23 protein-coding genes are annotated in these 23,329 nt (G+C 61.2%); 16 read left to right on the forward strand and 7 right to left on the reverse strand.

All coding sequences use genetic code 11. From position 1 onward, the window contains the following. Nucleotides 1-5 precede the first annotated feature (5 nt). The 4 genes from SBC1_RS22820 to SBC1_RS22835 are packed head-to-tail and all read left to right on the forward strand — an operon-like array spanning nt 6 to nt 3,997. Entirely contained in the window at nt 6-458 is a 453-nt protein-coding gene (locus SBC1_RS22820; RefSeq protein WP_165095612.1) for a PaaI family thioesterase, read from the forward strand. Further along, nucleotides 458-1,234: a VOC family protein gene (locus SBC1_RS22825; RefSeq protein ID WP_165095608.1), complete on the forward strand. Its 777-nt coding sequence runs from the start codon at nt 458-460 to the stop codon at nt 1,232-1,234. The genes SBC1_RS22820 and SBC1_RS22825 overlap by 1 nt, the downstream gene beginning before the upstream one ends. Beyond that, complete coding sequence (locus SBC1_RS22830; RefSeq protein WP_165095605.1) at nt 1,231-2,802, forward strand: class I adenylate-forming enzyme family protein; 1,572 nt, start codon at nt 1,231-1,233, stop codon at nt 2,800-2,802. The genes SBC1_RS22825 and SBC1_RS22830 overlap by 4 nt, the downstream gene beginning before the upstream one ends. Before the next feature lie 58 nt (nt 2,803-2,860). Then, entirely contained in the window at nt 2,861-3,997 is a 1,137-nt protein-coding gene (locus SBC1_RS22835) for a hypothetical protein (protein ID WP_165095602.1), read from the forward strand. 100 nt (nt 3,998-4,097) lie between these two features. Here the strand turns inward: SBC1_RS22835 and SBC1_RS22840 are convergent, their stop codons facing one another. The 3 genes from SBC1_RS22840 to SBC1_RS22850 all read right to left on the reverse strand — a co-directional run bounded on the left by SBC1_RS22840 (nt 4,098) and on the right by SBC1_RS22850 (nt 6,480). Further along, the gene (locus tag SBC1_RS22840; protein ID WP_165095599.1) at nt 4,098-4,523 is read right to left on the reverse strand and encodes a hypothetical protein; all 426 of its coding nucleotides are present in this window, start codon (nt 4,521-4,523) and stop codon (nt 4,098-4,100) included. Between the two features lie 146 nt (nt 4,524-4,669). Beyond that, entirely contained in the window at nt 4,670-5,305 is a 636-nt protein-coding gene (locus SBC1_RS22845; protein ID WP_241202223.1) for a 2OG-Fe(II) oxygenase, read from the reverse strand. A 485-nt stretch (nt 5,306-5,790) separates the two neighbouring features. Beyond that, on the reverse strand, nt 5,791-6,480 hold the full coding sequence (locus tag SBC1_RS22850; RefSeq protein ID WP_165095596.1) for a FadR/GntR family transcriptional regulator: 690 nt from the start codon (nt 6,478-6,480) through the stop codon (nt 5,791-5,793). 274 nt (nt 6,481-6,754) lie between these two features. On the opposite strand from SBC1_RS22850, the gene SBC1_RS22855 reads away from it, so the two are divergent. The 4 genes from SBC1_RS22855 to SBC1_RS22870 all read left to right on the forward strand — a co-directional run bounded on the left by SBC1_RS22855 (nt 6,755) and on the right by SBC1_RS22870 (nt 10,595). After that, nucleotides 6,755-8,041, forward strand: a complete 1,287-nt coding sequence (locus SBC1_RS22855; RefSeq protein ID WP_371826764.1) for a C4-dicarboxylate transporter DctA — start codon at nt 6,755-6,757, stop codon at nt 8,039-8,041. Nucleotides 8,042-8,092: 51 nt separating this feature from the next. Next, nucleotides 8,093-9,103, forward strand: coding sequence for an allantoicase (alc, locus tag SBC1_RS22860; RefSeq protein ID WP_165095590.1), 1,011 nt, complete (start codon nt 8,093-8,095; stop codon nt 9,101-9,103). A 6-nt stretch (nt 9,104-9,109) separates the two neighbouring features. Beyond that, the gene (locus SBC1_RS22865) at nt 9,110-9,628 is read left to right on the forward strand and encodes an ureidoglycolate lyase (protein WP_165095587.1); all 519 of its coding nucleotides are present in this window, start codon (nt 9,110-9,112) and stop codon (nt 9,626-9,628) included. Between the two features lie 235 nt (nt 9,629-9,863). Next, nucleotides 9,864-10,595: a bifunctional 2-polyprenyl-6-hydroxyphenol methylase/3-demethylubiquinol 3-O-methyltransferase UbiG gene (locus SBC1_RS22870; protein WP_165095584.1), complete on the forward strand. Its 732-nt coding sequence runs from the start codon at nt 9,864-9,866 to the stop codon at nt 10,593-10,595. Between the two features lie 22 nt (nt 10,596-10,617). Here the strand turns inward: SBC1_RS22870 and SBC1_RS22875 are convergent, their stop codons facing one another. Both SBC1_RS22875 and SBC1_RS22880 read right to left on the reverse strand, forming a co-directional pair. Then, complete coding sequence (locus SBC1_RS22875) at nt 10,618-11,958, reverse strand: diguanylate cyclase (RefSeq protein WP_165095581.1); 1,341 nt, start codon at nt 11,956-11,958, stop codon at nt 10,618-10,620. Between the two features lie 97 nt (nt 11,959-12,055). Beyond that, entirely contained in the window at nt 12,056-12,967 is a 912-nt protein-coding gene (locus SBC1_RS22880) for a LysR family transcriptional regulator (RefSeq protein ID WP_165095578.1), read from the reverse strand. Nucleotides 12,968-13,057: 90 nt separating this feature from the next. Between SBC1_RS22880 and SBC1_RS22885 the strand changes: the two genes are divergently transcribed. Then, nucleotides 13,058-14,149, forward strand: a complete 1,092-nt coding sequence (locus tag SBC1_RS22885) for a zinc-binding dehydrogenase (RefSeq protein WP_165095575.1) — start codon at nt 13,058-13,060, stop codon at nt 14,147-14,149. 5 nt (nt 14,150-14,154) lie between these two features. Here the strand turns inward: SBC1_RS22885 and SBC1_RS22890 are convergent, their stop codons facing one another. Then, the gene (locus SBC1_RS22890; protein WP_165095573.1) at nt 14,155-14,760 is read right to left on the reverse strand and encodes a pyridoxamine 5'-phosphate oxidase family protein; all 606 of its coding nucleotides are present in this window, start codon (nt 14,758-14,760) and stop codon (nt 14,155-14,157) included. Nucleotides 14,761-14,825: 65 nt separating this feature from the next. Beyond that, nucleotides 14,826-15,623, reverse strand: a complete 798-nt coding sequence (locus tag SBC1_RS22895) for a substrate-binding domain-containing protein (RefSeq protein WP_165095570.1) — start codon at nt 15,621-15,623, stop codon at nt 14,826-14,828. Nucleotides 15,624-16,383: 760 nt separating this feature from the next. Between SBC1_RS22895 and SBC1_RS22900 the strand changes: the two genes are divergently transcribed. The 7 genes from SBC1_RS22900 (at nt 16,384) to SBC1_RS22930 (ending at nt 23,291) form a co-directional block, all read left to right on the forward strand. Next, entirely contained in the window at nt 16,384-16,722 is a 339-nt protein-coding gene (locus tag SBC1_RS22900; RefSeq protein WP_165093747.1) for a hypothetical protein, read from the forward strand. Nucleotides 16,723-16,831: 109 nt separating this feature from the next. Then, on the forward strand, nt 16,832-17,530 hold the full coding sequence (locus tag SBC1_RS22905) for a response regulator transcription factor (protein ID WP_165095567.1): 699 nt from the start codon (nt 16,832-16,834) through the stop codon (nt 17,528-17,530). Nucleotides 17,531-17,586: 56 nt separating this feature from the next. Then, a complete protein-coding gene (locus SBC1_RS22910) occupies nt 17,587-18,954 on the forward strand; it encodes a FecR domain-containing protein (RefSeq protein ID WP_165095563.1) in 1,368 nt (455 codons plus the stop codon). A 9-nt stretch (nt 18,955-18,963) separates the two neighbouring features. Beyond that, a complete protein-coding gene (locus SBC1_RS22915; RefSeq protein ID WP_165095560.1) occupies nt 18,964-21,423 on the forward strand; it encodes a CHASE2 domain-containing protein in 2,460 nt (819 codons plus the stop codon). Nucleotides 21,424-21,457: 34 nt separating this feature from the next. Next, nucleotides 21,458-22,012: a DUF4136 domain-containing protein gene (locus SBC1_RS22920; protein ID WP_165095557.1), complete on the forward strand. Its 555-nt coding sequence runs from the start codon at nt 21,458-21,460 to the stop codon at nt 22,010-22,012. Between the two features lie 212 nt (nt 22,013-22,224). After that, the gene (locus SBC1_RS22925) at nt 22,225-23,010 is read left to right on the forward strand and encodes a MipA/OmpV family protein (RefSeq protein ID WP_370469658.1); all 786 of its coding nucleotides are present in this window, start codon (nt 22,225-22,227) and stop codon (nt 23,008-23,010) included. A gap of 23 nt (nt 23,011-23,033) precedes the next feature. Then, entirely contained in the window at nt 23,034-23,291 is a 258-nt protein-coding gene (locus SBC1_RS22930) for a hypothetical protein (RefSeq protein ID WP_165095554.1), read from the forward strand. The last annotated feature ends 38 nt before the right edge of the window (nt 23,292-23,329 follow it).

Here is a 23,329-nt window from a genome sequence, read left to right on the forward strand (position 1 = left end):
ACATCATGAGCGAAGCAACATTGCCGAGCGCGCAGGATATTGAGGCGCGTTTGCGGCGTGGCCCGTTTCACGAATGGCTGGGTTTGAAAGTGGTATCGGTCAGTGAAGGCGAGATCGAACTCCGCGCCACGTGGCGCGAAGAATGGGTCGTGAATCCGGACAAGGGCTACACGCACGGAGGCATTCTCGCCGCACTCGTGGACTTGGCGGCGGACTGGGCGCTGGTATCGAAGACGGGAGGGGGCGTGCCCACCATCGACCTGCGCGTGGACTATCACCGCGCCGCGTTCCAGGGCGACTTGACGGTGAAGGGCAAGGTGATCAAGTTCGGTTCGCAAGTGTCCGTGTCCGAAGCTCAGGTCTTCGACAAGGACGGCAAGCTCGTTGCCAGCGGCCGCGGCGCTTATTCAACGGCGACCGCAACCCCAGCCGCGACCACAGTGCCGGCCAGAACCTGATGCTGAAGCTCGACCATCTCGTCATCAACACGCGTTTCGATACCGACGCTGCTCAGCGCACCTTCGAGCAGCTCGGCTTCACGGTCGCGCCGCGCGGGTATCACACGCTTGGATCGATCAATCACGCGATCGTGTTCGATGACCACTATCTTGAACTCATCGGCTTGCCTGCCGATGGCAAGACCGTGCGCGAGGAGATTGTGTCGAGTCCACTGGGTCCCGATGGCCTTGTGTTCCGCATCGACGATCCCGCTGCGACCTTCGATACCTTGCAGCGTGCTGGTTTCCACGCCACGCCGCCGCAGACCTTTTCGCGGCCAGTCGAGCTTGATGGCAAGCCCCCCGCCGACGCGCGCTTCACCACTGTGCGGCTGAAGCCGGGCCAGCTTGACGGAGGCCGCGTTTATTTTTGCCAGCACCTGACGCCCGAGCTCGTTTTCCGCAGCGAGTGGCAGAGCCATCCGAATGGCGCAGTTGCCTTGAGCGCGCTGCATCTGATCGATGTGGCGCCCGAACCGTATGTGCAACTCGGCGAGATCGAGGCGGGCTTCGAACTGGTGTACCGAACGCGTGCGGATTTTCAAGCGCATTTCGGAACGTTAGCGCAGCACGTTGCTGTGCGCGGTCCGCGTTATGCCGCGATCACGGTGCGTACGCCGGTCTGGCGATCGGTGGGTGAGCGCGCGGACGCGGCAGGTTTCCCGGCGTCCGTCGAGATACAAAGGGCGCTCGTCGCGCTCCCTCGCTTCGATACCTTGCTGGAATTCATACCATGACTTTCCCGACAAATCTCGGTGCGCTGATAACACACGACGAAGGCGACGATCGGGGCGCCGATGCACTTGCCATCATCGGCCTCGACGATGATTTCAACGAGCGCCAATACACCTTTGCTGAAGTCGATGTGCTTGCCGACGCAGTGGCCTGCACGCTTGCCGCTCAATACGCGCGAGGCGAGCGCATTGCGTTGCTCGCGTCCAATTCGGCGGACTATGTCGCGACGATGCTTGGCATCATGCGCGCGGGGCTGGTCGCCGTCCCGGTCAACTATAAATTTCCACGCGCGCTGATTGCGGACGTGATCGCGGATAGCGGGGCGCGTCTCGTCTTCACAGATTCCCAGCGCTTTGCCGATGCCCCCGTTACGTTGCCGCGCGTGGTGTTCGATCGCTCGGAAAAAACAAACGACGCTCAAGCATTCCAGCTATTTATAGCGGAGTCGAATGCGCGAGGGCAGACCTTCGAGCCTGTCGTTCCGCACGAGAAAGAAGCTGCGTTGTTCCTCTATACGTCGGGTTCCACGGGGCGGCCGAAGGGCGTCGTGCTCTCGCACGCGAGTCATCTCTGGGTTGTTGAGACGCGCTTGAAAGCGCAGCCACTGAGTGGTGAGCGCATGCTGATCGCCGCGCCGCTTTATCACATGAATGCGCTCGCGCTGGTGTTCCTCGCGTTGACCGCGCGTGCCACGACCGTGTTGATGCCAGCCTTCAACGCGCGCAATTACATTCGCGCTATCGATACTTATCGCTGCACGTGGCTCACTTCCGTGCCGCCGATGATCGCCATGATGATGCAGGAGCGTGAACTGCTCGCGCGCACGGATTTGTCGTCGGTGCGTTATGTGCGGATGGGCTCGGCGCCGGTCAGCGGCGCGTTGCTCGAGCGGACTCACGCGCTGCTGCCGAACGCGAAGGTCATCAACGCGTACGGCACTACCGAGGGCGGGCCGGTCGTGTTCGGACCGCATCCCGCTGGCTTGCCCACGCCTGCACACGCGATCGGCGCAGCGCACCGCCAAGTCGAACTTCGTCTTGTCGATACGAACCACGAGCTTGCGAGCGAAGGTGAACTGGAGATCCGCAGCCCGGGCCTGATGAACGGTTATCACAACCGCCCGGACCTCTCGACGCCGATCACGCCTGACGGCTTTTATCGCACCGGCGATGTATTTCGCCGCGACGAAAACGGCTTCTACGCGTTCATCGGACGACGTGACGACATGTTCGTTTCCGGTGGAGAAAACATCTTTCCGGGCGACGTGGAAAAGATGCTCGAGCGACATCCTTCCATCCAGCAAGCGAGCGTGATTCCCGTCGACGATGCCATCAAGGGGTCAAAACCCGTGGCCTTTGTCGTGCTGAAACCGGGGGCTCAATTGAGCGCGGAGGAGGTGAAGGCGTTCGCGCTGGAACACGCGCCGGCTTATCAGCATCCGCGGCAAGTCTGGTTCGTCGATGCGTTTCCGCTCGCGTCGACCAACAAGATCGACCGGGTGGTTTTAAAGCGTGAAGCAGCAAGGCGACTGGCGGATGAAGGGCATCCTGAGAACGCGCAACAAACCTGACTATCAAGTTATATCATCGCTTTTGATATATTTAAAAACTGATGATATAGTTTGAAACATGAAACCCGATCAGTGGCATTTTTCGCGTCCCGAGCTCGCCGCAGGATATCTCAACCTGTTCGGGCTGGGGCTGTCCTCCGCGCGCACGCTGTTCGCGCGGCGGCGGATGGGCAAGACAGAATTCCTGCTCAAAGACCTGATCCCGGCCGCCACGGCGGGCGGCTACCTGACCGCCTACGTGAACTTGTGGGACGACGACGAGGAACCCGCAGGCGCGCTGGTGGGCGCGCTCTACGGCGCTATCGAGCCGAATTGGTGGGGGAAGCTTGCGCGTCGCGCCGGGAGTCCGGTCAAGAAGCTGAAGGCCACGGGCAAGATTCCGGCATTCGGCGAGGCGTCGGTCGAGGCGGAACTATCGGCGGAGGACAAGAAGTATGTCGGCACGCTTTTGTCCGACGCGCTCAAGGCGTTCGATTCCCAGCCGAAGCCGTTGCTTCTGATCATAGACGAAGCGCAGGTTCTGGCTGCCGCGGCCCATTCGAATTTTGCGCATGCGCTGCGTGCGGGGCTGGACGTTCGCAAGGACCGGCTGAAAGTGATCTTTGCCGGCAGCTCGGAATCGACGTTGAGAACCATGTTCGGGCGCTCGTCGGAGCCGTTTTTCAACTGGGCGCCTCTCGAACCCTTTCCGCTGCTCGGCCGAGATTTCCTCGAGTTCATGGTGGAGAAGGTCAACACCATTGCCAAGCATCAGCTCTCGATGAAACATGCGGTCGCGGCTTTCGATCAGCTCAACAGCACGCCGGAGTTTTTCAGGCGCTTTCTGGAGCGGCATCTTACGTATCCGTTCGATGGCCCCGAAGCGGCGTTGCAATTCACGAAAGAGCACGTCTTCAACAACGAGCAATTCAAGCGGCAGTGGACCGGATTGTTGCCGGCCGACCGCGCGCTGCTCGGCATGATGGCCGACGGCATGGTTTCCGACTTCCATAGCCAGGCGGTACGGGAGCAACTGGGGACCTTGCTCGGCCTCCCCAAAGCGCCGCCCATGAACACACCCGCGCATTCATTGCGTAGGCTTCAGGCCGACAACATTGTGACCAAACTCGCGCATGGTGAATATCGCTTCGAGGATGAAGCTTTTGCGCAGTGGATTCGCGAACAAGGCGTGATGGGTGACGACGCGCCGGGTTGACGGACACGTTCTTTAAAGCCTTTGCTTCTGAAACGAACAACTGACGCGCGTCGCGCCTGGAAACCGGAAACGGTCCAGCCGACGACGCGCGTCATATCCGCTATTTCAGCGTGATCACCGGCGCAAACAGCTTGTCATACGCGGTCAGCAGCTTGCCGTGGATGGCGCTTCCTTCCATGTCGGCACCAAGCGTGGGCAGACCGAAGAAACGCTCTTTACCGTCGATCAACGCTTCTGCCTGACGCAACGTTTGCGCGCCGTAAAGCAGCTTGAGCGAATGCTTGAAATCGCTCGGCTCGTCGAGATTCAACAGCGCTTCCACGCAGCGATAAACCAGCCAGCGCCCGTGATTCATCTGGCGGTAGTGATGAATCCAGTCGCAGCCTTCGCGCGCGGCTTCCGTATCGCCAATGGCGAGCGCCAGCAAGGTCTTAAACTCGCCAATACGCAGTTCTTTCCATGTCGTACCCACCGGCACGGCCAACCCGAGAATCTCCCATAGCGGCCGTTCATCGCCGAGGTTCATGGTCTGCAAGTCGTCGAGCAGCGTGCGGCATTCGTCGCCGTCGAGCTTTCAGTTTGCATGATGCATGCCTTTATCTAGGTCGAGGAGGAATGCGAGGCATGGCGATGACCTGGCGCGAGTCACGCGTATTACGTGCGTTACCTGCGTTACGCACGGCGCCTGAACCATCCCGTGAGCGACAAGCGGTCGCGCGTCGCGGGCAATACTTCGTGCAGCATGTCGGCGGATAAAAACACTGCGATCCGGCTGCCGACCGGCGAGATATCCCGCGTACTCAAGCCTTCCGGATGCAGCCTTAAAGCACCGCCGTGCTCGGGCAGCCAGTCCGCATTCAGATAAACAATGACGGACACGGTCCGGCTGTCGTCGTGGCGGAACCGGTCTCGGTGCTGCATGTACGACGCGCCTGGTGCGTAGAACGCAAAATGGCTTTCGTATTCATCGAGACCCAGGAACAGCTCGCGATTCAACGCAATGCGAAGTGTCTCCATGATCGCGAGATAGCGGTCGCACGCCACCGACTGACCCGCCTCCAGCCACTGGATCCGGTCGCCGCGCACGTCAGGCTGCAGCGATCGCGCGGCGCCCTGGCTGACGTGCGCCAAGGTAAGCGCGCCGGTCGCCGCGAGCGCCGCGCATTCCAGCGCCAGCGCGAGGGTCAGATCCGGCGGCAAGAAAATGTCCTGCTCCGACCAGCCATGCTCATGAACGGCATCGACAATATGACGATGCAGGTCATCTCCGGACGCATTGGAATGCGCCGGCGGTTGCGATCGGATCACTGCGGGTTCCTTCGAACGAAGGTGCTGGGTGGAAATTCGGGCGGCCGTCCGAGGCGAGGCTACGGACCAAGCGGGTATCGGATATGAGCGGGATGGGGCTTTAGTCTGAGCGGCAGATTTTAACACCGGCTGCTGACGGTTCCAGTGACGGGTGTTCGCGGTGCTCTGGCCCGGTTTGCCGGCAGGCCGTGCCGTTCAACCCGTGGGCACTATCGGGCCATGCGTGTGCTGGATCGCTGGTTCAATTGGGAGTCACGTAGTACGGCATCGTCATTGCGCGAAGTAGTCCGACGATCCGCCGAACAGTCGGAACGAGCCGGCCGACTCGCCGCTGACCAAAGCGAGGCAGTGGCTTAAATCTGAGGCGCATCAACGGCTTAGATCATCGCCGGACACGTTATCCACAAGGTTCTCAACATAAACGGTGAATAACCTGCGCGCGTGTTTCGTTTGATCACTTCGCGGCGTGAACACGTTCCGCCCGACTAGACCGGAATCGGAAAATGAACGCCCGCCCGCTGAGCCGCGTTCACGATATGCGCTTCAATTGCCCGCCCGGCGTGTTCGCTGTCGCGGGCCTTCAATGCTTCGACAATTGCCAGATGCTCGTGATACGTCGACAGCACCAGTTCCCGCCGATAAAACGGCAAACGCTGGCTCTCTTTCATGATGTCGGCGCTGCCGCGCAGGATCGATTCAATGGCCGTATTGCCCGCGAGACTCACTATCCGCATATGGAATGCGAAATCGAGTTGCGCGGCTTCGTCGAGTTCGGCGCAGGTCAGCGCGCCGTGCAGCGAGTCGAGGTTGTCCTCCAGCCAGACGATGTCTGCATCGCCAATAGCCGGCGCCGCCAGCCGCGCGACGAAGCCCTCGAGCGCAAAGCGCATCTGGTAGGTATCGGGCAGCGACGCCTGATCGGCGAAACGCCATGCGTGCGCGCCGGCCGCCTCCGCGCTGTTCACATACACGCCCTTGCCGGGACGGATATTCAGCATGCCGAGTGCTTCGAGCGTGGACAGCGCTTCACGCAGCGAAGCCCGGCTGATCGCCAGTTCCTCCGATAACTGCCGCTGCGCCGGCAGCAGGCTCCCGACCGGATAAACGCTTGTCTCGATGCGCTCACGAATAGTCGCGATGGCGGCATCGGTCACGGTATGCGGAACATTTTTCATAGGACAGTTAAGAGTGGTGCGGTCTGACCGCCATTGTAGGCGTGGTACGCCCAAGCGTCTGGTCTGATTCGATTTTTCCGCGCAAAAGCAAGCTAAAAACCCGGGTAAACCGGTATCAAACGGATCTTGACTCCACTATATCGGCTTTCTAATATTCCTCATCAGTCACTGGTCCGACCAGTCTGAACAGTTAGCATAGTCATCAATCCCGTGCCGTGCGACATCGAGGAGACACACCGTGTTGAGATTTCTTAATTCCCTGTTTGGGCGGGTCATGATCGCGCTGGTCGCGGGCATTGTGATCGGCGCGGTGTTTCCCCATTTCGCGCAAACGCTGCGGCCGCTCGGCGACGGTTTTCTCAAGCTCATCAAGATGGTGATCGGACCGATCGTGTTCTGCGTGGTCGTCTCGGGCATGGCAAGCGCGGGGAACTTGAAGAAGGTCGGGCGCGTCGGGCTGAAGTCAGTGGTCTATTTCGAGGTGATGACCACGCTCGCGCTCGTGATCGGTGCCGTGCTCGCGTATGCAACCCGGCCGGGCGTAGGCATGAATATCGACCTGCATACGCTCGATGCCGGTTCGCTCGCCACCTACACCGAACACGCGAAAAGCCTGAAGGATACGGCGGGATTCCTGCTCAAGATCATCCCCGATACCGCCACCGACGCCTTCGCGAAGGGTGACATCCTGCAGGTGCTCGTGTTCTCCGTGCTGTTCGGCGCGGCGCTCTCGCTGCTTGGCGCGAAGGCGCAGCGTGTGACGAGTCTTATCGATGAACTGTCGCACGTGTTTTTTCGCATCATGGGTTTCATCATCAAGCTCGCGCCGCTCGGCGTGCTCGGTGCAATTGCGTTCACGACCGGGACCTATGGCGTCGAGTCGCTGAAGCAACTCGGCATGCTGGTGATCGTGTTTTACGCCAGCTGCTTGCTGTTCGTGTTCGTCGTGCTAGGCGTGGTGATGCGGCTCACCGGCTTCAGCATCTTCAAGCTCGTGCGTTATCTGCGCGAGGAACTGCTGATCGTGCTCGGCACCGCTTCGTCGGACGCCGTGCTGCCGCAGGTCATGCGCAAGCTCGAATGGATGGGTGTGAAGGATTCCACCGTTGGCCTCGTGATCCCGACCGGTTATTCGTTCAACCTCGACGGCTTCTCGATCTATCTCACGCTCGCCGTCATCTTCATCGCGCAGGCCACCAATACGCCGCTGTCGATCCACGACCTGATAGTGGTCGTACTGGTGTCGCTGGTGACGTCGAAGGGCGCGCATGGGATTCCCGGCTCGGCCATCGTGATCCTCGCCGCCACGCTCTCCGCCATCCCGGCCATTCCCGTGCTCGGCCTCGTGCTGATCCTGCCGGTGGACTGGTTTGTCGGCATTGCGCGCGCTGTCACCAACCTGATCGGCAACTGCGTTGCGACGGTGGTCGTGGCCGTGTGGGAGAAGGACATTGACCGTGTCCGCGCCACGCGCGTGCTGAACCAGGATGCCGAACTGCTTTTTGTTCCCGCCGATCACGCCGGCGCAAGTCATGGCCACGAGCCCGCGCACGCTGTCTGAGAGTGTCGTGCTCGTTGCCATCCCCTGAATCGTTTTAAAGGAACTTACTTCATGGCCAGTCCCGTACTCGACCCCAACGCTCCGGCATTTACCCGCCGCTTCATGAATCTCGCCGATCCGCGTCTCGGCGCCACCGCGCTCTTCGCCAGCGACGAATTCTTCGCGCCCAAGGAACGCATGCTTGACCCGCAGCCGGCGGTTTTCATCCCGGGCAAGTACGATGACAACGGCAAGTGGATGGACGGCTGGGAAACGCGCCGCAAGCGCACCACCGGCTACGACTTCTGCATCGTCAAACTGGCACGGCCGGGCACTATTCACGGCATCGACCTGGACACGAGCCACTTCACCGGCAACTTCCCGCCCGCAGCGTCTATCGATGCCTGCACGAGCGACAGCGCCACGCCGCAAGACAACGCCGACTGGCGCGAGATCGTGCCGGCGACCACGCTGCAGGGCAACCAGCATCACTATCTGCCGATTGCCGATGCGCGCGCCTACACGCACCTGCGCGTGAATATCTACCCCGATGGCGGTATCGCGCGTTTGCGTGTGTATGGCCAGCCGAAGGTGGACTGGACGCGCGTTGAACGTGGGACACGAGTGGACCTTGCAGCCATCGAAAACGGCGCTTATCTGGTGGCGGCGAACAACCAGCATTTCGGACCGGCATCGCAAATGCTGATGCCCGGACGTGGCGTGGACATGGGCGACGGCTGGGAGACGCGGCGCCGCCGTGAGCCCGGCAACGACTGGGCGATCGTAGCGCTGGCGCATCCCGGCGTGATCCACGCGATCGAAGTCGATACGGCCCACTTCAAGGGCAATTTCCCCGATGGCTGTTCGCTGCAGGCAGCGCGTGTAACGGGCGGCACGGACGAATCGCTCGTCACCCAGGCCATGTTCTGGCCGGTGTTACTGCCGCAACAAAAGCTGTCGGCGGACAATATCCATCGATTCGAAAGTGAAGTGGCGGCTCTTGGGCCCGTCACGCACGTTCGCTTCAACATGTTCCCGGACGGCGGCGTGTCGCGTTTGCGCCTGTTCGGTGCGATCGAGTAAGAAGACATGAACACGCTTACGCTCGAACCCCTGACGCGTGCGGCGTTTGAGCCGTTCGGCGATGTAATCGAACTCGACGGCGCGCAGCATTTTCCGATCAACGGCGGCACGACCGAGCGTTTCCACGATCTGGCGCGCGTGGATGTTGGCCCGGACACAGGCGGCCGGCCGCTTATCAATGTGTTCCGGGGCCAGCCGCGCGCTCAACCGGTCGAGATATCAATGATGGAGCGCCACCCGTTCGGCAGCCAGGCGTTCCTGCCGCTCGGCGTGCTGTCGTATCTGGTGGTGGTCGCACCGGCGGGTGAATTCGATGCCTCGAAGCTGCGCGCGTTTTTCACGCGCGGCTGGCAGGGCGTGAATTACGCTCGGGGTGTCTGGCATCACCCGCTGATCGTGCTGGATGTGGCGGCGGACTTTATCGTAGTGGATCGGGGAGGTAAGGAAGCAAATTGTGAGGAAACCTATCTATCCGCGAGTCTGCGGCTGGTAGAGGGTGATCTCGTCTACTCGTCAGCCGCGTAAAGGCCGATAACCGGGCCCTGCTGCCTTTGTTCGCGCAGAATGGCCCGGCCTCAAATCCATGATGCTCTCGTGTGCCGGCAGCGTTATGTGAACTACCCTCTTCGCGCGATTGCTGGCGTGCGTTCCACGTTTGTTTTCCCCCATGCGCTATTCTTGACGCGGGGTGCCGTACCAACTCGTATCGCCCGGAACGACGCTCCGCCCGGCGAAACCAAGCGATGGAATGCATTGGCAAATGACACAAAACATCTACGACGATCCCGCGTTCTTCGAAGGTTATAGCAAGCTGGGCCGCTCGGTGGAGGGGCTGGCGGGCGCAGCGGAATGGCCTGCGATCAGGGCTTTGCTTCCCGCCATGTGCGGCCTCAGGGTTGTGGATCTCGGCTGCGGTTATGGCTGGTTCTGCCGCTGGGCACGTGAGCAGGGCGCTTCGTCCGTTCTCGGTCTCGACGTATCTGAAAAGATGCTCGACCGCGCAAGATCGTCGTCTGCCGACCCGGCGATCACTTACGCAAAAGCCGACCTGGAGAAACTCGATCTCCCGGAAGCCCGCTTCGACCTGGCCTATAGCTCACTCGCTTTCCACTACATTGAAGACTTGCCAGGCCTGCTGGAAAACATCCATCGCGCGCTTGTGGCGGGTGCAAAGCTGGTCTTCTCGATCGAGCATCCCATCTATATGGCGCCGCAAAATCCAGGATGGTTGATCGATGCGCAGGGCCGCAAGACCTGGCCCGTCGACAGTTATCAACGGGAAGGTGCGCGGATCACGAACTGGCTCGCCGATGGCGTGGTCAAGCAGCATCGGACAATGGGCACGTTGCTGAATCATCTGATTGCCGCAGACTTTACGATCGCCCACGTGCGGGAATGGGGACCGACAGATGAGGAGGTCGCCGCACGGCCCGAACTGGCGGAGGAGCGGGAGCGTCCCATGATGTTGCTGGTGTCCGCCGCGAGCCGATAAGCGTCTGAAAAAACAGGGCGCCCTACGGCTGTGTAGCGGCAACCATGCCCTCTTGCCCGGCATCCCGGCCCGACGCACCCGACGCACCCGACGCACCCGACGCACCCGACGCACCCGACGCACCCGGCGCACCCGGCGCCCCCGACGTATCCGACGTATCCGACGCCCCCGACGCACCCGACAAGTCCGGTGCCGGACCGCCACACACCCGGTTGCGCCCAGCATTTTTCGCGCGATACAACTGCGCATCCGCGGCACCCACCAGGCTTTCCTCGGTCACGAGACCTGATTCGCCCGCGCAATTCAGCGCCACTACACCAAAACTCGCGGTGGAACGCACTTCGCGGCCATCCCACGCGCGCGTGGCCGTCAGCTCGAACGATTGGCGCATGCGCTCGGCGAGCATCGTCGCGCCGTCGAGGTCCGTTTGCGGAAGCAGCAGCAGGAATTCCTCGCCGCCGTAGCGAATCACGCTGTCGACCTGATGCCGCGTATGGGCAAGCAACATGGCCGCAAAGGTGCGCAAGACTGCGTCGCCCGCGGGGTGGCCGTAGGTATCGTTGATCTGCTTGAAGTGGTCGATGTCGCACAGGATGACCGCGAGTTTGAGCTTGTACCGGCGGGTGCGCTGGAGCTCGGCGTTGAATAAGACATCGGTCAGATACCGCCGGTTGAAGCAGCCAGTGAGATAGTCGCGCACAGACAGGTTGCGCAACATGGCGTGCTGGCAGAACTCGTCGCGGACAAGGCGATTGTGGCGGCGAGCCATGACATAACCGAGGGCGTTGGTGAAGATCAGCAGCATGGACGACGTCAGCAACGCCGACGGGTCCAGCGTCTTCGACACGGCGGAAATAGCGATAAATCCGCCCGTCGCCGCGAGAGATATGAGCAAGGCCCAGATCAGCTTGTTCGGGATGAAGTTATAAACCACGATCAGCATGATGCACATGGACATGCAGTGCACTGCCATTCCATTCGGACGCAACCACGTGATCGCCATGAACGCAGCAAAGCCGACCACTTCGACCGCGCTCGCAGCCATGCGCAGGGAGGTGACCGAAACCTGCCGCAAGCGTGCGATACGCAAGCTGACCACGCACGTCAACGCGACACAGCAGCGGGCCAGAAACAGCACAAGGGTCGTGCGGGTATAGCCGAGGGCGCTTATGTCCGTGACCACGAAAGCGACATAGAACAAGCTGCAAAAGACGAGCGCCCGCACGAGGGCCGCATGGTTTGCGCTCCGGTGATGGCGCTGAAACTCCTGTTCCACCGACGGGTCTTCGAACTCGGACCACAGGCGGTCAAGTTTGAAATTCGTCCCGGTGTCAAACCGTGAAATTTCGCTCAGTTCTGCCATCGCTCGCCATGTAGGATGCCGCGGTTGGGGCAACATCATAAGTCATTTTGCTGACGAATCCCGGTGGGGCAGGGTTTCCGGCGTTGCCTTTAACTTGTCAGCTTGCAGCGATCTCCGCCAGCGTGTCACGCAACCACACGTGCGCCGGATCGGCCTGATTGCGGGGCGGCCACGCGGCGAACAGCGTAAAACCGCGCGCCTCGAACGGCAGTTCGAAGATATCCAGGCGTTCCCGATAACGCTCCGCGAACCGGGCCGGCAGCGTCGAAACATAGTCCGTGCGTGCCAGCAATTCAGGCACCAGCGTGAAATGCTGCACCGACAATACAACCCGGCGCTCGCGTCCCAGCGCGTCCAGGTGTTCGTCCATGAAGCCATGAAAACTGCCCCCGCTAGTGGACACCAGCACGTGGTCCAGTGCGCAATACGTGTCGAGATCGAGCGGGGCCGTCCCGCGTGGATGCCCCTTGCGCTGGACGACCACAAAATGCTCGTCGAAGAGCTTGCGGGCTTTCATCGACGCCGGGACCATCCGTTCCGAGCCCAGCAGCAAATCGATCTCGCCGCGCTCAAGGCGGGTCGCCATCGACGGCTGGTCGGCCACGATAAACGCGATCCGCACGCCCGGCCCAGCCAGCGTCGGGAGCTGCTCCATCAGCCGCTGGCCGAGCACCGCCGTGGCATTATCGTTCGCGGCAATGACAAAGCTGCGGTGGTCCGTATGCGGGTCGAAGGAAGGTTGATGGCGCACGACCGCTTCGAGATTCTTCAATGCTACGTGCAGCGGCTCCATCAACTCGAGCGCCCGCGTGCTGCGCGTCATGCCCCGGCCGGTCTCGGCGGGAATCAACAGCGGATCGCCGAAGATTTGTCGCAGCCGCGCAAGCTGGGTCGAGACAGCGGGTTGCGTCAGATGCAGCCGTTGCGCCGCGCGCGTGACATTCGATTCGGCCAGCAACGCGTCCAGCGAGACCAGCAGATTCAGATCAATACCGCGAAGATCAATCATATTGATAGGTCGCATTCGGTTAATTGATTTCAAGAATACGTACCCCGCACCTAGAGTTCAACTGTCCAACCGATCCCAAGGGGAATACAGATGAAAGCCTGGATGCTCGATGAACCCGGTACGCCGCTGGCGCTGCGCGACGTTGCTCAACCCGCGCCACGCCGCAACGCGGTGGCCGTCCGGATGGAAGCGGTGCCGCTGCTCAGCTACACGCGCGCCCACGTTGAAGGCAAGTTGCCGTATGCGTATCCGCCGGGACCGTTTTCGCCGGGGACAAATGGCGTGGGCCGCGTGGAAGCGGTCGGCGACGGCGTGATGTCATTTCACGTGGGTCAGCGCGTCGCGGTGAACCCGTACTGGATTGCCAATGAAACGGTACGCGAACCGGCGCAAGTGCTGATCGCGCTCACCGGCCTTGGCGCCGACAGCGGGCCGATGCTCGCCGAATTTCCACATGGCACCTTGCGCGAAGTGGCGGAATTCCCGGCATCGACGCTGATTCCGCTCGATGGTCTCGACGATCTCCCGGCCGAACGCCTCGCGATCCTGGGCAAGTTCGCGGTGCCGTTCGGCGGCCTGCGGCGCGGACGGCTGGCGGCGGGTGAAACCGTGATCGTCAACGGTGCGACCGGTTACTTTGGCTCGGCGGCGGTACTCGCCGCACTGGCGATGGGCGCGAGCCGGGTGGTTGCGCTCGGCAGGCGCGCGCAGCCGTTGCAAACGCTAGTGGAACTCGGACGAGGCCGCGTGGCGCCAGTCGTGCTTTCGGGCGACGCGGCTAATGACGTGGCAGCGATTCGCGCAGCGGCGGGCGGCGGTGCGGAACTGGCCTTCGATATGGTCGGCAACGCAACCGATGCCAACGCCACGCTCGCTACGTTAAGAAGCCTGCGCCGCAGTGGCCGCATCGTGCTGATGGGCAGCATGCTGGTGGACTTGCCGATTCCCTATCGCGAGATGCTGCAGAACAACTGGGAATTGATCGGCCACTTCATGTACACGCCCGCCGATTACTTCGCGCTGGTTGCGCTGGCCGCGTCGCGTCAGTTGTCGCTTGGGTCCGTCGAGTTGAAGACGTTTCCATTCGCGGCACTGGAAGCGGCTATTGATGAAGCCGGTCGCATGTCGGGCCTGCAATGCACGGTGGTATGCGGGGACTCGCCGCAAGCGTGGGAGTATTAAGGCGTCTAGTACAGGTCGGTCTTGAGGCGTCCGGGCAATGCGCGATCGTAGGCGTCGGCGTCGAAACTGGCGTCGCTTACGTTCTTTAGCATCGCGCCGGCCGAGGGCAAGCTCGAACGGTCGACGTGTTTCTCGCCGTTCCACAAGTCCGATCTCACGACCGCCTTCGAACAATGGAAATACACGGACTCCACATGCACGAGGATCACCGTGCGCGGCGGTTTGCCGTTGACGCTGAATGAGGCAAGCAGCTCGCTGTCATCGGCAATCGATGCACGGCCGTTCACGCGCATCATTTCTCCCACGCCCGGCACGAGAAACAGCAAGGCCACGCGCGGATCGTGCACGAGATTCCTGAGTGTATCGATACGGTTATTGCCCGGGCGGTCGGGAATGGCCAGCGTATGGGCATCGAGGATCCGGACGAAGCCCATTGCATCGCCTTTGGGCGAGCAGTCGAGCCCATCCTCTCCCGCCGACGCCAGCATCACGAATGGCGATGCAAGGATGAACGCCGCGTAATCCTCGCTGATGAACGAAATCTCCTTGCGTACCGACCGCTCGTTCGGCTTGCCGTAGATATCTTCCAGTTGCTCGAGGCTCGTCAACATGCTCTGCTCCTTCAATGATCCGGGTTCAACCCGTACATTAGCAGGCCCGGCTGAACGTAACGTGACTAGCGCGGCGTGACAGGAACAGGATCGAGTCCCGTCTGCGTGACGACCGGCGCTGCTTCAGGCGAGGCAAGATACTCGAGCAGCGCTTTCGCTTCGGCCGGATGTTGTGCGCCCACCGGAATGCCGGCCGCAAATCGCGTGATCGACTGCACGGACGCGGGGATCTTGCCGACGAACGTTACACCCGGCACGGGCAGCAGTTCACTCACTTGCTGGAAGCCGAGTTCGTAGTCGCCGTTGGCCACGACTGACGCCACCGGAATCTTCGGCACCATGGTGGCCTTCGGCCGGATCTGGTCCTCAATTCCCAAGCGCTTGAACAACTCGTTCTGTATGTACACGCCGCTCGCGCTGTCGGAATAGGCGACCGACTTCGCGTGCAGCAGCGTGTTCTTCAACGCCGCAACCGTGCCGATGTCAGGCTTCGGCGCACCCGCGCGCACGACCATGCCAATGGCGGAATCGGCGAGTTCCACGCGTGAGCCCGGGATCACCTTGCCTCGTTTGATGAGGTCGTCGAGCGCGTAGCCGACCATGATCACCACGTCCGCCGGTTCGCCCCGGGCCAGCCGGTTCGGGATCGCTTCGGGGGCTTGGCCCATGGACGGGCCCAGGGCGGTGTCAAGGGTATTGCCGCTTGCCGCCGCGAATTTTGGTCCGAGGATCTTATAGGCCGCCGTGAATCCGCCTGAGCTCATGACATGCAATTCGGCAGCGTGAACAGCGGGCGCGGTGGTCGCGGCCGCAACGCCGCTAATAAACGCGAATGCGGAAAATTTCAGCAAGAACGATTTCATGGATAACCGTAAAGAGTGGATGAGTCGATAACGTTTGCGCCGCCGAAGTTTAAACGCCGCGAGCGTGCAGGTCGTTAGGGAACAACCCCGCGTTATTCGACGTGGAAAGACGCGCAAACGATTTCTGACTTAGCCTGACGATTAACTTACCGCGAAAGCAAACGTTGTACTTTCAACTCGCTTTAACATGCATTCCGGAGCAATCCGGTTGAACTGTTAAATACTGACAAGTAGGTCAAATGGTGCAGTGATTGGCGGTAGAGTGCGTCATCGAAAGACATTTTTGGTTTGTCCTTCGGCCAATAATATCAGTGGGAAAAAAACATGCCCGGCGACACGCGTCAAGGGATGAGAACCCATGAAGGCGAACCGCGTTATTCAGCGCTGAGAGGCAGGTTCGCTGCGCACAAGACGTCAGTTTTCGGGGATATCTGTGAATACCAAACCGCTATACCAGGGAAATCGTGCGTCGATAATAATCGACGCGGAAATACTCCATATTGAAGCGATCATGTCTCGTTGTCTCGCGATGGGAGCCAATGGCGCGATTTTTCACGCGAACTATTGGCGCACCCGTTTATTGACACTGCGGGATTCTGGTCTGAACCATACGCAGGACGTCGCGGTGCAATCGCTTCTAAGCCATCTCGTGGCGTCCCACTAGACCAGGGTGCCTTGAATGTTGAATAAATCCAGCGGGGGCCCGCTTGCGTGGAAGTCGAAAATCCGGCCAGAACAATCGGCCGACGGCTTGCGTTATGTGACGCTGGATCTCGCGTCGGATTCGCACGCTCGTGCGGCAATCGAGGCTTATGCCGATTCGTGCGCCGCCGAGTTACCGTGGCTGGCGGATATTCTGCGAGCACGACTGGAGAGATTAAACCGTTCGGTAGAGCGCGCTCAGGATAAGTTTGCGGGACTTCATACCGGACCTCAGGGAGATGAGGCCGATCCAATGCCGCTGACTTATTGCGAGCATACGGCGCGGCGACTGTTTGCTTTTGCATGCATGTGCGCGCGGGCACGTGAGGATTACTCGGATGCGGCGTGGGATCACGTCATGAAAAGCTTTGACCGGATGCTTATTCAAATGCGTTGATTTCGTATAAAAAAGTATAATAAAAATACGAGATAATCTGCACCGGCATTCGGCACCCAAGCAAAATAAATGACAAGGCCGTCTTGACTATTTAACGGGATATCAGGCAATGCGGATTTGCGTGCTGGACGACGACCTGAGCCAGACGGCGTTCGTGGATCAGACACTGACGGCGGCCGGGCACTTCTGCCAGGTTTTTACCGAGGGCAAGAGCCTGATCCATGAGTTGAGGCGTCAGCCGTACGACCTGCTGCTGCTCGACTGGAACATGCCGGAAATGCCGGGCGACGTCGTGCTGAAGTGGGTCAGGCAAAACCTCGCTACGAACCTGCCGGTCCTCTTCCTGACGAGCCGCAGTGTTGAAAGCGACATCGTCCAGATGCTTAATGCCGGCGCCGACGACTACATTCTCAAACCGGTGTCGCGGCCTGTGCTGCTCGCGCGGGTGGAAGCGTTGCTGCGGCGGATCTACGCGCACCAGAACGAGGTGACGCAGGAAACCTACGGCATCTATCGATTCGATCTGACCACCCAGACCGCACTGGTCAGTGAAACCCCGGCCGTGCTGACGCAGAAGGAATTTGAGCTTGCGCTGCTGCTCTTTCGCAACCTGTCGCGGCCGCTGTCACGCACTCATATTCGCGAATCAGTGTGGCGGCAAGACGTGGATATTCCGTCGCGCACCATCGATACGCATGTGTCGCAGATTCGCTCCAAGCTGGTGGTGCGGCCGCAAAACGGTTATCGCATAACACCCATCTATAGCTACGGCTACCGGTTGGAAAAAGTGGGGAATGAATCGACGTGAACGGGTTCCATAAAAACAGTCGGGGTTGGGTGACGCATCAACATCTGTGCTCGGGGATGAACGCTTCAATGGCGGTGGCCGGTGTCATCGCGATTGTTTGTTCGATCCAGCCGGTCTGCGCCAAGCGCATGCCGTTGCAAGACATGACGCCTTATGTGGTGCGCGCGGACGATTCGCTCTACACGCTGGCGGACCGCTATATGCAGAGTCCTTCGGATTGGCGCCTTTTGCGCGACATCAATCACGTTGCGAATCCGCGCCGCTTGCAGGTCAACGCGCATCTCTTCATGCCCACCGCGCGGCTCAGGCAAACACTGCTGACGGCCAAGGTAGTGGCGGTGCGCGGCAGTGTCGATAAGCTCGGCACAGCGGGTGCGCCACCCATGCCGGTCGGTGCGGGGACGCTGCTGAAGGAGGGCGATGAAATCAGCACCGGTCGCGACGCGTTCGTTTCCATGCTGCTACCCGACGGCTCGCATGTCGTGTTGCCATCGAGCAGCCGGATCAAGATCGGACGATTGCGGACCACGCTGCTGACTGGCGCAGTCGACCGCCAGTTCGACTTGAAGCAAGGCGAGGTCACGACCGACGTCACGCCGTTCAAGAACCCGCGCGATTCGTTCCGGGTCATTACGCCGTCGGTGGTGGCAGGCGTGCGCGGCACGCGTTTCCGGGTGAATTACCTGGCAGCGCAGGATGCGACCACCGTCGAGGTGCTGGCGGGCAAGATTGGTGTGGATGGGGCAGCGAACGGCGAGGTTAATAACGCCTCCGCCCCGCAGCCGGTCCAGGGCGGAGCGCAGACGCTCGTGCTGGCCGGCTACGGCAACCTGACGCGTACGGGCGATGCCGCAGGTGCGCCGGTGCGCTTGCTCGCCCCGCCGGATATTGTCGATCCGGGCAAGTTGCAGCGCGCCCCGCAAGTAAGCTTCGACCTGACGCCGGTCGACGGCGCGGGTGCGTACCGCACGGAGATCGCGACCGATGCCGATTTCCTCGACCTGCTTCGCGACCAGCGCACGGAAGGCCTGCACGCGGCGTTCGACAACATCCCTGATGGCAACTATTTCGTGCGTGTCTCGGCCACCGACACGCACGGCATCGACGGCTTGCCGCAAGTGCTCACCTTCAGCCGCTATACAGACACCACCAACGCGGCGGCCACGCCCGTCGAAGGCAATGGCTACGTCTTCCGCTGGCATGTCGATGGCGAGGCGAGGGGCGCGCGGTATCGGTTCATCCTGTCGAATCATGCGGACCTGAGCGCGCCGCTCATCGACTTGCTCGACGTGTCGGGCGGCGAGATGTCGGTGGCGCATCTGAGCCCAGGAAAGTACTACTGGACGATTGTTGTCGATACCTTCGAGAACGGCCGCCTCCTCTCGATCCCGAGCGAAATCCGGTCGTTCACTCAAACGCGGTAGGCGCGATCCATGCCATGGCGCTTCCCTCTCCACAACCGGCGCTGGCTCGCGCCGTCGATCGGCAAACGATTTTTCCTGGAATGGACGCTGATCGGCGTGGTGGGGATTGCCGCCGTGCTCTTTGGCGTGGCGAGCCCGTTGACGGAGCGGGCCAGTTTCCTCTTCTACGATCAGTTGTTGTTGCACCTGGCAAGCCGTCCGTCGAGCGACATTGTGATTGTCGCGATCGATGACGAGAGCATCGCCGAACTCGGGCGCTGGCCGTGGCCGCGCGAGACCCACGCGGCATTGCTCACGCAACTGGCGAAGGCGAAACCGGCGAGCGTCGCGTACGACGTGCTGTTCACCGAACCCTCTCCGGGCGACGCCGCTTTCGCCGAGGCCATGAAACATGTGCCGACCTATCTGCCGTTGCTCGTCGACCGGTTGCCCGTCAACCAGAACGAGCCCGCCGTGGTCGAACCCGTTCCGGTGCTGCGCGCGGCGGCGGCGGGCGTGGGCCATATCGACCTGGAAGTGAATCACGACGGTATTGTGCGCAGCGTCTCGCTGTTCGAAGGCAGCGGCAAGGATTGGTGGCCGAGCATCACCGTGCCGGTGTATCAGGCGTTGCGCGGGCCGGATGCAGCATTGCCAGGCATCGAAAGAGCGGCTGCGGACACGGCGTTCGTGGCGTCCGCTGCCACCGCAGCGGCGGGCGCGGGCGATCTGAAGCGCGCGCACCGGATGATGATTCCGTTTTCGCGCACGTCGCTGGATTATCCGCGGGTGTCGTTCGCGGCCGCGATGCACGGAGCGGTTCCCCCTGAATTTTTCGCGGGCAAGATCGTGCTGGTGGGCGCAACGGCGGCCGGCCTGCGCGACCGCTTTGCCACGCCGATCTCGGGCGAAGTGGGCGAGCTGCCCGGTGTCGATATCTACGCGACGATCCTCGACGCATTGCTCGACGGTCGCGCCATTGAACCGATAGGCGACAAGGCGGCCGGCTGGGCGAGCCTCGTGCCGGTCGGCATCCTGCTCGCGGGGCTGCTGGTGATGTCGCCGTTCCAGTCGCTCATGCTCACGATCGCGCTGGGCTGCGCCAGCATGATTGCGAGCGCGTGCCTTTTGTATTTGCGCTCGCGCTGGCTCTCGCCGGTGCCGGCGCTCGGCGGCCTGGCGCTGATCTATTTGCTGTGGAGCTGGCGGCGTCTCGAGGTCGCGATGTCGTATCTCGGGCAGGAACTGCGTCTGCTGGCCGCCGAGCCGAATCTGCTGCCCGGTCCCCAACCGAAGCCGCAGGGCACAGCGGGCGATGTGCTTGAACGGCTGATCGCACTCACGCGTCAGGCTGTGCAGCGCCAGCGCAATATGCGCCAGTTTATCTGGGACAGCCTGAACAGCTTGCCCGAGCCGATCATGGTCTGCGATCGCAATGGCCGAATCCTGATGGTCAATGATCCCGCACGGCTGCATTTCGGTCCCGTGGAGTTCGCAGACCTATCGATCATGCAGCTCTTCGGCGAGTTCCATTTCGTGCGTCTCGTCGACGAGGACCGCAGCGGTGCACTACCGAGCGGCATGCAATGGCCGGCGATGCTCGACCCGCGTCTTGAGCGTCACACTGTCGTGATGATGCACGGCATTGAAGTGCGCGATCGCCATGGCCGCGATCACATGCTGCGGTATGCGCCCTGCACGACCAGCACGGGCGAATCGCTCGGGTGGATTGCGAGCTGGGTCGATATCACCGCGCTGCACGCTTCCGAGCGCCAGCGCGACGACATGCTGCATCTGCTGTCGCACGACATGCGCTCACCGCAGGCGTCGATTCTCGCGTTGCTCGACACCGAGCGGCCGCACATCGACTCTAAGCCGGCGATGGATCTGATGGAGCGAGTGGAACGCTACGCGCGCCGCTCGCTTGCTCTTGCCGATGACTTTGTGCAACTCGCCCGCGCCGAGTCGCAGCACTACAGCCTCGAGCTGCTGAACCTGCATGAACTCGCGATCGACGCCAGCGACGAAATCTGGCCGCTCGCAAACGCGAAGAACATTGAGGTGCGTTGCGAGAGCGAAGGCGAGGTCTTCTGGGTGTTGGCGGACCGGTCGCTGATGACGCGCGCGCTCATCAACCTGCTCAGCAACGCGGTGAAATACAGCCCGCCTGGCACGCGTGTCGACTGTATCGTCACGGAGATGCCAAGCGCGATCATGTGTGTGGTGCGGGACGCGGGTTACGGTATCGCGCTTGAGCAGCAGGCGCATTTGTTCGAACGCTTCCGGCGCTTTCATCTCGATGGCCAGCCGCCAAGCGATGGAACCGGGCTGGGGATGGCGTTCGTCAAGACGGTGATCAGCCGCCACGCCGGCGAGATTGCGATTCAAAGCGCGCCGGACCAGGGGACCACAGTGACGATCACCTTGCGTTCACAGACAATCGAGACGCGCGAAGCAAGCGGCGAAGAACCCGCTACGCAGAAGCAATGAACGTTTTTTGGGGAACGAAGTGAACATACGATCGATGGCTAGCGCCATTTTCCTTCTCGCGCTTTTGGGCGGGTGCGCCAGCGAATCGCCCGTGAGGATCAGCGCCTACAGTGCACATGGCGGAGAATTTGCAACGGAGGGTGTCAAGACCTATACGTTGCAATCGTCGAGTGTCGAGCCTCAGGGCGACGCCGCATCCAACACCGCGACCGCTCTTTGGCTTAATGACGCGCTGGTGGCAAAGGGCTTGCGGCAGGCGCCTCCGAACAGCGCGGACTACCTCGTCAAGTGGGCTTATGCAACGCGTCCGCAAGCGGTGCGCCTGCGCGCCGAGTGCACCGGCGCCCCCGAAAGCGTATGCGACGACGTCGCGCCGCAAAAGGAATGGTTTGGGCGCAAGCACTACGTCCATGCGCTGACCATCCAGTTCGTCGAGCGGTCGAGCGGGGTGCTGAGTTACCAGGTAAACGCCACCCATGCGGATCGCGATCCTGCCGGCGGCGCGGCGCTGCACGCCCTCATGAGTTGTGCGTTCGCGGACTTTCCCATGCACAATGCCGAGCGGCGTGAGGTCGCGCATTGTGATTAAAGCCTGGCGGAAGATCGGCGTGCGGGAGATTAGCGTGGGGATATTCGCGTATTCTTGCGCCTGAACGAAGCGGCGAGCATTGCAGGAAATCACGCCAAGCCGCTGATGACGTTCAGTCCACACGAGCCCGAAGGACTCGACATGCCAGGGAACCCGCAGTGAAGTTTGCCGATTTTTGCCGTTGCACTGTAGTCTCGTTCACTTGCGTTTGGCTGACAATTGGCCTGACAAACGCATTCGCTGACGAGCAGAGCGCTACCCCCGCTGCTCCTGATGCCAGCGCCGCCGCCGATACCAGCACTTCCGGCCCATGGAAGGTCTCGATCGGCCCCGCGCTGATGGTGTCGCCGAAATACCCCGGTTCCCGTGCGTTCCAGGTGCTGCCGCTGCCATCGCTCGATATTTCCTACGACGACCGGATCTTCTCGCAAGGTCTCGATGTGCTCGGCATCAACCTCCTGAAAGGGCCGGCCTATCACTTCGGCACGGCAATCAGCTTCGATTTCCAATCGCGCAACGAGTCTGACGATCCGCGCCTTCACGGCCTGGGTAATGTGCATTACGGTCCCAAGCTGAAAGTGTTTGCGGATTATTCAGTGTCGCTGTTGACGGGCTCGGTCGCGGCTTATCAGGACATTGCGGGGACAGGGCAGGGTTTGCTCGTCAGCGGGGATCTGGTGGCGAATATGCCGCTTACTTCGAAGCTGCTGGTGTCGGTTGGGCCTGGCGTGACGTGGGCTAATGCCGTCTATAACCGGACACTGTTCGGCGTGTCGGCCAGTCAAAGCGCAGCGTCGGGTCTGCCGGTCTATAACACCAGTTCGGGCATCCGGGACGTTCACCTCAACACCTACGTCAGCTACGATTTTTCGAAGAAATGGGTAGGGTCCGTATCGCTCACGGCCGGACGGTTGGAGCACAACGCAGGGCATAGCCCAATCACCGAGCAACGAACTGAATTGAATTTTCTCGCTGCGGTGAATTATCGGTTCAAGTGATCTGAAGGTCTTTTGCCGGCGGTTTGACCGCTCGCTTCGTGATCCTGGGCGCCCTCGTCGCGGAACTGAAAGCTGAAGGCTCCTCCTCCATTGCGCCGACTGAGATCGATTCGTTTCAGCTCCCGATCAGGGGGATCACACTGCGCGGCTATAGCGCAGACGAGGACCCCGACGCGTTTGACGAATGGATACAACGCCTGAACGAATGGCGGCATGAAGGTACTTTTCACCTTCCATGCACGATCTTCAACGGCCTCGATAACGCCCCAACTGCATTGTAGGAGGCTTGTGCCGGGAGGCTCAAAGGGGTGGTGCTCGT

Source organism: Caballeronia sp. SBC1 (assembly GCF_011493005.1).
Taxonomy (GTDB): Bacteria; Pseudomonadota; Gammaproteobacteria; order Burkholderiales; family Burkholderiaceae; genus Caballeronia.

Bases quoted from the DNA above. Each gene is read 5' to 3' on its own strand.
- SBC1_RS22875 (WP_165095581.1), bottom strand. From the start codon at position 11,958: ATGGCAGAACTGAGCGAAATTTCACGGTTTGACACCGGGACGAATTTC.
- SBC1_RS22850 (WP_165095596.1), bottom strand. From the start codon at position 6,480: ATGAAAAATGTTCCGCATACCGTGACCGATGCCGCCATCGCGACTATT.
- SBC1_RS22905 (WP_165095567.1), top strand. From the start codon at position 16,832: ATGCGGATTTGCGTGCTGGACGACGACCTGAGCCAGACGGCGTTCGTG.
- SBC1_RS22835 (WP_165095602.1), top strand. From the start codon at position 2,861: ATGAAACCCGATCAGTGGCATTTTTCGCGTCCCGAGCTCGCCGCAGGA.
- SBC1_RS22830 (WP_165095605.1), top strand. From the start codon at position 1,231: ATGACTTTCCCGACAAATCTCGGTGCGCTGATAACACACGACGAAGGC.
- SBC1_RS22880 (WP_165095578.1), bottom strand. From the start codon at position 12,967: ATGATTGATCTTCGCGGTATTGATCTGAATCTGCTGGTCTCGCTGGAC.
- SBC1_RS22870 (WP_165095584.1), top strand. From the start codon at position 9,864: ATGACACAAAACATCTACGACGATCCCGCGTTCTTCGAAGGTTATAGC.
- SBC1_RS22820 (WP_165095612.1), top strand. From the start codon at position 6: ATGAGCGAAGCAACATTGCCGAGCGCGCAGGATATTGAGGCGCGTTTG.
- SBC1_RS22895 (WP_165095570.1), bottom strand. From the start codon at position 15,623: ATGAAATCGTTCTTGCTGAAATTTTCCGCATTCGCGTTTATTAGCGGC.
- SBC1_RS22865 (WP_165095587.1), top strand. From the start codon at position 9,110: ATGAACACGCTTACGCTCGAACCCCTGACGCGTGCGGCGTTTGAGCCG.
- SBC1_RS22890 (WP_165095573.1), bottom strand. From the start codon at position 14,760: ATGTTGACGAGCCTCGAGCAACTGGAAGATATCTACGGCAAGCCGAAC.
- SBC1_RS22910 (WP_165095563.1), top strand. From the start codon at position 17,587: ATGAACGCTTCAATGGCGGTGGCCGGTGTCATCGCGATTGTTTGTTCG.
- alc (WP_165095590.1), top strand. From the start codon at position 8,093: ATGGCCAGTCCCGTACTCGACCCCAACGCTCCGGCATTTACCCGCCGC.
- SBC1_RS22840 (WP_165095599.1), bottom strand. From the start codon at position 4,523: ATGAACCTCGGCGATGAACGGCCGCTATGGGAGATTCTCGGGTTGGCC.
- SBC1_RS22915 (WP_165095560.1), top strand. From the start codon at position 18,964: ATGCCATGGCGCTTCCCTCTCCACAACCGGCGCTGGCTCGCGCCGTCG.
- SBC1_RS22885 (WP_165095575.1), top strand. From the start codon at position 13,058: ATGAAAGCCTGGATGCTCGATGAACCCGGTACGCCGCTGGCGCTGCGC.
- SBC1_RS22855 (WP_371826764.1), top strand. From the start codon at position 6,755: ATGATCGCGCTGGTCGCGGGCATTGTGATCGGCGCGGTGTTTCCCCAT.
- SBC1_RS22920 (WP_165095557.1), top strand. From the start codon at position 21,458: ATGGCTAGCGCCATTTTCCTTCTCGCGCTTTTGGGCGGGTGCGCCAGC.
- SBC1_RS22825 (WP_165095608.1), top strand. From the start codon at position 458: ATGCTGAAGCTCGACCATCTCGTCATCAACACGCGTTTCGATACCGAC.